The organism is Microcoleus sp. BM001215392 (genome assembly GCF_036700185.1).
In the GTDB taxonomy this organism is placed as follows: domain Bacteria; phylum Cyanobacteriota; class Cyanobacteriia; order Cyanobacteriales; family Microcoleaceae; genus Microcoleus.
On record NZ_JAUBOJ010000340.1, the window covers coordinates 1 to 8604 of the forward strand.

Annotated in this window: 5 protein-coding genes, 1 tRNA gene and 1 pseudogene; all 7 read right to left on the minus strand. The window is 47.2% G+C overall.

The genetic code is table 11. From position 1 onward, the window contains the following. Positions 1-240 precede the first annotated feature (240 nt). Positions 241-322: transfer RNA gene (locus QT974_RS26930), tRNA-Leu, on the minus strand. Between the two features lie 130 nt (positions 323-452). Beyond that, positions 453-1163: a peptidoglycan-binding domain-containing protein gene (locus tag QT974_RS26935; protein WP_333471475.1), complete on the minus strand. Its 711-nt coding sequence runs from the start codon at positions 1161-1163 to the stop codon at positions 453-455. A 335-nt stretch (positions 1164-1498) separates the two neighbouring features. Further along, a complete protein-coding gene (locus QT974_RS26940; protein ID WP_333471476.1) occupies positions 1499-1675 on the minus strand; it encodes a hypothetical protein in 177 nt (58 codons plus the stop codon). Between the two features lie 232 nt (positions 1676-1907). Continuing rightward, positions 1908-4328: a sucrose synthase gene (locus QT974_RS26945; protein ID WP_333471477.1), complete on the minus strand. Its 2421-nt coding sequence runs from the start codon at positions 4326-4328 to the stop codon at positions 1908-1910. Between the two features lie 134 nt (positions 4329-4462). Beyond that, a complete protein-coding gene (locus tag QT974_RS26950) occupies positions 4463-5986 on the minus strand; it encodes a carboxypeptidase M32 (protein WP_333471479.1) in 1524 nt (507 codons plus the stop codon). 80 nt (positions 5987-6066) lie between these two features. Next, positions 6067-7269 (minus strand): tetratricopeptide repeat protein, encoded by a 1203-nt coding sequence (locus tag QT974_RS26955; protein WP_333471478.1) that lies wholly within the window; start codon positions 7267-7269, stop codon positions 6067-6069. Between the two features lie 401 nt (positions 7270-7670). After that, positions 7671-8435: pseudogene (locus QT974_RS26960) on the minus strand (Uma2 family endonuclease). Between the last annotated feature and the right edge of the window lie 169 nt (positions 8436-8604).

Consider the following 8604-nt stretch of genomic DNA (forward strand, 5'->3'; position numbering starts at 1 on the left):
AGGTGCGGCCCGATCGCCCTGAAAGCAAAAGTTCGACTCCGGCAGTCGCAGAATTCCCAGAGTCGGCCGACTTACTCAACCAACTGAAGGCTCGGCACAAAAAATCTCGAGCTAACTTGGCGGATATAGAGGCCGTTCTAGAAATCCTCAGCACCTAAAAGAGCGAAGGATGAGCGGAAAGTTCAATTTTCAAGGGTATAACAAACTTGAAACTATTGATGTACAAAGCGTTGAGTGTAGTGCGGATAAAAGGACTTGAACCTTCACTCCTTTCGGAACCAGAACCTAAATCTGGCGCGTCTGCCAATTTCGCCATATCCGCATTTTGACACTGAAAAATTATAACACACAACAGAGCGATGCGTCAACATCCAAAAACCCGGTCATTTTTGGACGCCGGGTTCACCGATCAGTCATCGCCACAGCAATTTTCCGTATTTTGAACTCGTGACTTAGTTTTGTCCGATCGCCTTCCAGGTGATTTCGTCCACCACACCGTCAGCAGTCAAACCCTTATATTCCTGAAATTTCTTCACAGCCGTAGCAGTGCGAGCGCCAAAAATCCCATCGATCGGGCCCGGATCGTAACCCTGGACTTCCAAACGCACCTGTAGCGTCTTCACCTTGGAGCCGGCAGCGCCTTTAGTCAGAGCATTTGCCGGATTGCCGGGAGCAGGAGGGTTGTTCTGAATTGGAGCATTGCTCTGCAAAGTTTCAGAAGCTGGGGCCGGATCTGCTGCTAGAGCTGTCCAAGTTTCTTTGTCCACAATACCGTCTGACTGCAACCCTTTCGACTGCTGAAAGGCGCTGACAGCCGATGTGGTGCGAGAACCGTAGGAACCGTCGATCGTGCCGATCGAGAAACCGTGCACCTGCAACCGCTGCTGTATGGCGGCAACTTCTGGGCCGTCAGCTCCTGCTGAGATAGTTTTTTCTTTTCTGACAGGCTTTTGCTCGCCTGCATAAAAAGGTTTGTTAAACATATCTCCTTGGGAATTTGCATCAGGCTGTGCCGACGCACCAGGATCGGCGGGAGCTGCAAAGTCTCTGCGGTACTGTTCCTGCACAAAGGGTTTGGACTCGAAAGCTGCATTTGCCTTTCTGGTCAACCCTGGAGCGAGCAGAGCGAGCAAGCTGAAAATCGTAACAGTAGTTACACGCATAAGTTTCATCCTGTTGGTGAGGTTTGACAAGGTTTCCCTGTTTTCTATGTTTCTCAATCTCATTGTATTACCCGGACAGCTTTCTGAGAAATATAGTAGAATCCCCAAGGAAGTTCGATCGCGGATTGTGTAACCGATTTAACGGATGTTTTGAATATGATTTTTTTACTAACCGCGAAGACGCGAACCAGACAAAGGAAGTTCGGCAGCCGATACAAGTAACCGATGTAACAGATAAAAGACAGAAGTGCGATCGAAAAAGCCATCCACCGCTGATGTTTGGGCCATTAAGAACGTCTTAACTGTCTGGGCGGTTGCTATCTCTGCCGAGGTCTCTAGAATTTGGTAATGGGGACAGCCACAGTCAGCAGTTGCGAGTTGCAAGTTACGACTGGGAAGTAGGGGCCGCTTCGCACTATGCCGACTAAACTCGGTTGATTCCAAGATGTTTCGTTACCAAACCCAATATTTTCGTATAAACCGGGTTTCTTCGCCTCAGTCCTATTGTACAAAACCTGCTCTTATTTACAAATATTTACCCGAAAGAATTGGTTGAAAGCCGGAGCCCCGATCGCCCTTGAGAGATTAAAAGAAGACTATTCATTAGTCCAATCCTCGGAGTTTGAGGTAGAGGTTGCCCTCAAGTGGTCAACTGTCAACTCAAAGGCGGGTTTTGTACAAGGTCGATCCATGAAAGGTCAAGTTTTTTGTCTCAACCGGCCCCTACAAACAAAAACTCGCCGCTTATCGGTTTGCGTGTTCCTCCAGCAAAGCTTTGGCTCTCGGCTTGTAAATCAGATAAAACAGCGCTTCTATATAGCGGAGCATATCTTCGCGGTTTTCCTTAGATGAGTAGTTCCAGAAACCGTAAGTCTTGGCAAGGTTGAGCAGCTTGTTAGTGTGAATTTTCCAAGTATACGTGCTGTAAACTCGGTCTATTCCTCGCGTTGAAATTTCATACCAATAGTTGGGATTGTGTTCGCATTTCGATAAAAAATCTAGAATTATTTGGGCGGTTTCTTGGTGTTGGGTCGGGTTAATATAAAACCCGTTTACCCCGTCTTGAATGATTTCTAGAGGGCCGCCAAACTGCGTCCCGAAAGTGGGAATCCCGGTAATCATTGCTTCGAGAATTGTCAAGCCGAAAGCTTCAAATAAAGCTGGCTGTACAAATATACCTTGGCCGTCGGCGATTACCCGGTAGATTTCGCCGGAGAGGCTTTTGGAAAGCCGTACTCCCAGCCAGCGAATTTTACCGTGCAGGTTGTATTGGTCGATAATTGCGTAGAGCTTTTTAATTTCTTCGGCTTCTTCGTAGTCTTCGGTTTCTTCGACTCTCAGCTTGCCAGCTACTAGAATTAAGTTGCATTTTTCTTGCAGTTTCTTGCTTTTTCCAAACAATTCTGCTAAGCCAGTCAGGTTTTTAATGCGATCGAGCCTGGCCATGGAAAATAAAGGGCGCTTTTGTGGGTCGTCGAGTGTTCCGAAGACTTGTTCGGGGTCTTCTAGGGTAAAAAGTAGTTCGTTGAGCCGATCGCGATCGCCCTGCACCCTGTCTTGGCTGCGCGTATAGGGAAAGTATACACTTTCGTTGACTCCCGGCGGCACGACGTTAAATTTAGGACTGAACAGTTCAATGCCGTTGACGACGTGGTACAAATCCGGCATGGTAAAACAATTGTAAGATTCGTACTGCCCGACACTATCGGGTTTGCCCACAATTTCTTGATAGGTGCTGCTGACAATACAATTAGCCGCATTCATGGCAATAATATCGGCCGTAAATTGTAGGGCAAAATGGTATTTTTCCTCAGACTCTTGCCAGTAGAGATTGCTGAACAAATATTTAGACTTTTCGAGCGCGTGGGCAATATTGCATTGAGTAACTTTGAGTTTTCGAGACAGCAAAAATGCTACCAAGTTCCCATCAGAATAGTTGCCGACAATTAAATCTGGCTTGCCTTGAAACTCTGCCAGCAGTTCTTTTTCAGCGTCGAGCGCGTAAGTTTCTAAATAGGGCCAAATCTCGAAGCGCGAAATCCAATTTTGAGTCAATTTGGGATTGAATTCGCGGAAGGGCACCCGCAGAATCCAAGCATTTTCGGTGCCGTGAACTTTTTCCAGACGCTCGTTGCAGCGTGTGCCGTCGCTGTTGGGAATTAACCTGGTGAGAATAATTACTTTAGGTTTAACGCCTAAAATATCGAGACCGGCCAGATGAATGTCTTCTTGCAGTTGTCTCTCTAAATTCTTGGCTTGATCGAGGACATAAACTACTTGACCGCCCGTATCCGGCCGCCCCAAAACTCCTTCTTGCCCGAACCAGCCATGAGGAGAAACTAGGACGATTTTGAAAATCATCGGAATCCGAGAAATAAATGCTTCTAGGGCTTGTGGATCGGGGGAATCAATTAATTCATCGAGAATTCCTATAGTTTCTTGCACGCGGGCTGCGGTATTTCCCCAACCTGCGTCAAAACCCATCATTTGCAAGACAAATCGAAATCTTTCGTAGGGTTCTTCTTCAGCAAGTTCGCTGACAAAAGTGAGGGCTTTTTTGACTTGTTCGGAAAGTTGTTCTTGGGATTTTATGCGATCGTTAATTAGTAATTGTACGCCGTTGTAGCGGTGAATGCGCAAGAAATCAAATAGAGTTTGCTGCCACTGTTTGGAGTCTTGAAAGAGTTTGCTCGACATATATCGGTTGAGGAATTGCACTCCTTTACCGATATTTTTGGGGTCGCGTATGGAGGGGGAATAGTCGTAAAACGGGCCGAAATCTAGTTCGAGGATGTCGCCTTCTTGGGGGTGAAAGTGATTGACGAAGCGATCGCGCACGTCGAGCAATTCTTGGACTGTCATCGGTTCCAGTGTCAAGTCGTCTCCGACTCGCACTATTTCCATGGTAGCAATTTTTGGCCGCAGCAAGACGCAAAGGCTGCCTGGTTCGAGAATAATTTCCTGAACGTAATAAATCAGTTTGCTCAAATGAGAAGATTGATGGAACTGTTCGGGCTTTTCGTATTTGGTGCAGTAGGCAGCAAAAGCGCTAACTATGTCGTTTCGCAGCAAATATTTGTTTCCCAAAACCCGCAAATCGCTGGCAAACTGCCGCAAATCGTTTTTTTCGTCGCTGGCAATAACAGCCTCAAAGAGTTCAGACATAGATACTCCCTTATTTGAGATTTTTGATTTTCTAGCGTGAAAGAGGGCGATACTAATATAGTATCGCCCTCTTTTTTTAGGCGCCTACTTTTTTTAATCTCATCTTAAAGTCTGCAATCTGAAATTGCTATCCCTCAAATGACATAAAATTCGCCGTATTTGTGGCGAATGTAGCGAACAAACGGATCGATAGTTAAAGGTGAACCGGTGACGCGATCGATCAATTCGACGGCGGTGTATTTGCGGCCGTGGTCGTAGATGTTTTGTTTGAGCCAGTCGTGGAGTACGCTAAAGTTTCCCTGTTCTATTTGTGCGGGAATTTCGGGACAGTTTTTGAGTGCTGTTTCGTAGAATTGAGCGCTCATCAAGTTGCCGAGGGTGTAACCTTGAAACATTCCGCCGATCGTCCCGACGTACCAGTGAACATCTTGCATGGCGCCGTCGCTGTCGGTAGCGGGGACAACACCGAGGTCTGTTTTATAGCGATCGTTCCAGGCTTCGGGAAGGTCTCGCACGGCTAATTTCCCCTCTACCATTGCCAATTCTAGGTCAAAGCGGATGGCGACGTGGAGGTTGTAGGTTACTTCGTCAGCGTCGGTGCGGACGAGCGATCGCGCGACTTTGTTAATGCCGCGGTAAAATACGTCTGGGGATACTGCGCCCAACTGCTGCGGGAACAGGCTTTGCAGTTGCGGGTAAAAACAATGCCAAAAACCGCGGCTGCGCCCGACTAAATTTTCCCAAAGTCGGGACTGGCTTTCGTGCACGCCGGAGGAAATGCCACCGGCGAGTAATGTGCCTTCAAATTCCGGAGAATTGCCGAGTTCGTAGAGGGCGTGTCCGGCTTCGTGGATGCTGCTGAAGAGGGCTTGATCGAGGTGATCTTCGTAGACGCGGGTGGTGATGCGCACGTCGTCTATGGAGAAGTTGGTCATGAAGGGGTGCAGGGTGGTGTCTTGGCGTCCGCGCTGGAAGTCGTACCCCATGCGTTCTACGACTGTGCGGGTGAATTCTAGCTGTTGAGATTCTGGGAATTTTTGGTGCAAGCAGGAGTCGTCGGCGGGAGGTTGGGAGGTGATGGCTTCGACTATCGGCACTAATTCTTGACGCAGTTGGGCGAACAGCGGGCGCAGCAGGGATACTTTCATACCATAGTCGCTGCGATCGATCAAAGGATCGGCAATGTGTTCGTATCCGGGGAAAAAGTCGGCGTACTGCCTGCTTAATTCTAAGGTTTTTTCGAGATAGGGTTCGACGGCTGCGAAGTTGTTGGCTGCTTTGGCGGTGGCCCAAACTTCGTAGCAGTCGGCTTGGTGGCGGCAGAGTGCGGACATGAAGGTGGCGGGGACTCTGGCGGCGCGATCGTAATCTCTGCGGGCGATGCGGATCAGGCTGGCTGCGGTGGAGTCGTAGGGAAGAGTTTGTTCGTAGAAACGCAAGTCTTCTAGGAGTTCACCAATCTTTGGATCTGTAAATTTTTCGTGGGATATTTGCTTGAGTGTGGCCAACTGGCGACCTCTAGCAGTTGCACCTTTGGCGGGCATATAAGTCGCCTGATCCCAATGCAGCAGCGACGAGGCTGATTCGATGTCGGTAACTTCGCCCAGATGCGCTGCGAGTTGAGCGAATTTTGCTTGAGTTTTGTCTAGGGTTTGCATGATTGGGAGTTGTGGTGCTGTTTTGCCTACAAAAGGTTGCAGTGCGGCATCGGTATCCATCAATCATTGCTACCCTGAAATCAAGCTAAAAACCGCACTTCTTCCCGTATTGTACGCAATTTAGAGTCATTCTGGCATAATTTACGGTATTTTTCCGGATTGAGATCGATCGCCCTTGATAAGTTTTCGATCGCTTTGCGGGTGCTGGTTGCTACAGCTTTCGGGCTGTTTGTGCGATCGCCTGCTGATTTTTCTAGGGCATAGATGCAGGCTTTTTGATAGTAAAGATTTGCATCATTTGGTGTGAGTGCGATGATTTTATCGTAGGAAGAGATCGCTTCGGCAAATCGTTCAATTTTTCTGAGGGCGACGGCGCGGTTGTATAAGGCTTCGGTATTTTTGGGCTGTAATTCTAGGGTTTTGTCCCAAGAGGCGACTGCTTCTTCAAAACGTTTTAAGTTGGCTAAGGCCAGCCCGCGGTTGTACCAGGTTTCGCTATCGTCTGGCTTGAGTGCGATGGCTTTGTCCCAGCAGGCGATCGCGTCTTTAAATTTTCCCATTTGGGCGATCGCCGTGCCGCGCTTGTTCAAGACTTCCGGGGAATTGGGCCGCAGTTGCAGAGTTTTGTCGTAGGAGGCGACGGCTTCGGAGTAAAGTTTTTCATCTGCTAGGGCCAAGCCGCGGTTGTACCAAGCTTGATGCAAGTCTGGTCTTATTTCGAGCGCTTTGTCGTAGGAGGCGATCGCCGCTGTATTTTGGCCGGAGTTTTTTAGGGCGAATGCTTTGTTGTACCAAGCTTCAGAGTAGTCTGCTTTGATGGCGATCGCTTTGTCGTAGGAGTCGAGGGCTTCTGAGAATTTTTCTAAGTTAACCAGGGTGTTGCCGCGGTTCGTCCAAGCTTCGTGATAATTGGGTTTGAGTTCGATCGCCTGTTCGTAGGAGGCGATCGCTTCTGAGAGTCTGTTGAGCTTCCGCAACACATTCGCGCGATTGTACCACGCTTCTGCATTGTTTGGTTGAATTTTCAAGGCTTTGTTGTAAGCCGAGATTGCTTCGGGTAGCTGTCCCAACCTTCTGAAGGCTACGCCTTTGTTATACCAAGCTTCGTGAAATTTTGGTTCGAGTTCGATCGCCTTTGACCAAGATTCGAGTGCCGCCGGCAAGCGTCCCATTGCTTCAAGGGCGTTTCCGCGATCGTAAAGCGTTTGAGCGTTTTGGGTGTTGACTGATATGGATTTTTCCCCAGAGTCGATCGCTTTTTCTCTGTTAGCTAATTTTTGCAAGGGTTTTCACCTCAGTATGTAAAATTGTCGTTTTTTCTTTTATATGCGATGTTTTTCGCCATCTGCCATCTAATGGTGGCGATTGTACCTTAATTTTGTTATTGTTGACAATTTTACCTAAACTGGAGAACTTTTTCAATTTTTTATTGTTGAATTATCAGTAATATTGTCGAGTTTGTTAATTTGGATGTATGGATTTTTACTAAAATTATTCGGTAATTGCGTAGAAGAGGGGAAAGGGCGATCGGCCGTTGACAGTTGTCAGTTTGTAGGGGCGGTGCCAAGAGTGCCCGCCCTCTTCTCTTAATTGACAGTTGACTGTATGTTAAAAGCATCAATGAGCGCGATCGGCAGAAACCCGATTTTTCAAACAAACCAGGTTTCTGAGCGTTAATTCGGGCTTAAATGCTATCTGGGTTGATGTTTAATTCACGCAGTTTGGCAGCTAAACGCTGAGCAATTTGATTTGCTTGTTCAGCTCTTTGATTTGCTTGTTCAGCCCTTTGATTTGCTTGTTCGGCCCTTTGAGACTCTTGTTCGGCTCTTTGAGCTTCTTGTTCGGCCCTTTGAGACTCTTGTTGTAAGCGCTGACGATCCAATAACCTCTCTGCTTCTAATTCCGCGTAGGAAAGAAACTTTTCTCCATTCGGTCGATAAATTTATAATCCATCTGATCCCAACTCAAATCGCACGCCTAATCTCGGACTAATCCATCCCTCCATCGGCTCAATAACTTCTAAATCTCCCTCAATTCTTTGCCAACCTTCCAACTCATTTCTTTCTGGATCGTAAAGGTAATACTCCTCAACTCCATGACGCTGGTAAAATGAAATTTTCTTACTTATTTTAGTGTTTCTGTCGTTGTGGGAGCGAATCTCAAAGACGACTTGAGGGCAAATATTATCTTCTCGATATTGTATGTAAGAAAGTCGATCGCCCTTTGGCCTCCCAAACACCACCATCGTATCAGGTGCTTGAGAAATCTCTGGTCTCCCCTCAACGGGATACCAGAGTAAATCGGCGGCGACAAAAACGTTTGGGTCATCCTTAAACAGCGATTCGCAACCTTCTTTGATTTTAACAATTAATTCGTATTGAATTGTGCTTTCTGCCATTGGTTGACCGTCGCTGGAAGGATAAATTATTTCTGCGGTTGTGACTTGCATAGTTGTTGTCTCCGAGAAGTATCTAATTCAGGACTTACGAATTGTGGCCAGAAACCGGGTTTTTTACGACAATACTTTGTAACAACTCACAGATTTGATAAAAACCCGATTTCTTTGGGTGCATCTGGTTTTTGAAGCCTGAAGAAGCATGACCGCATATAAGTTATTA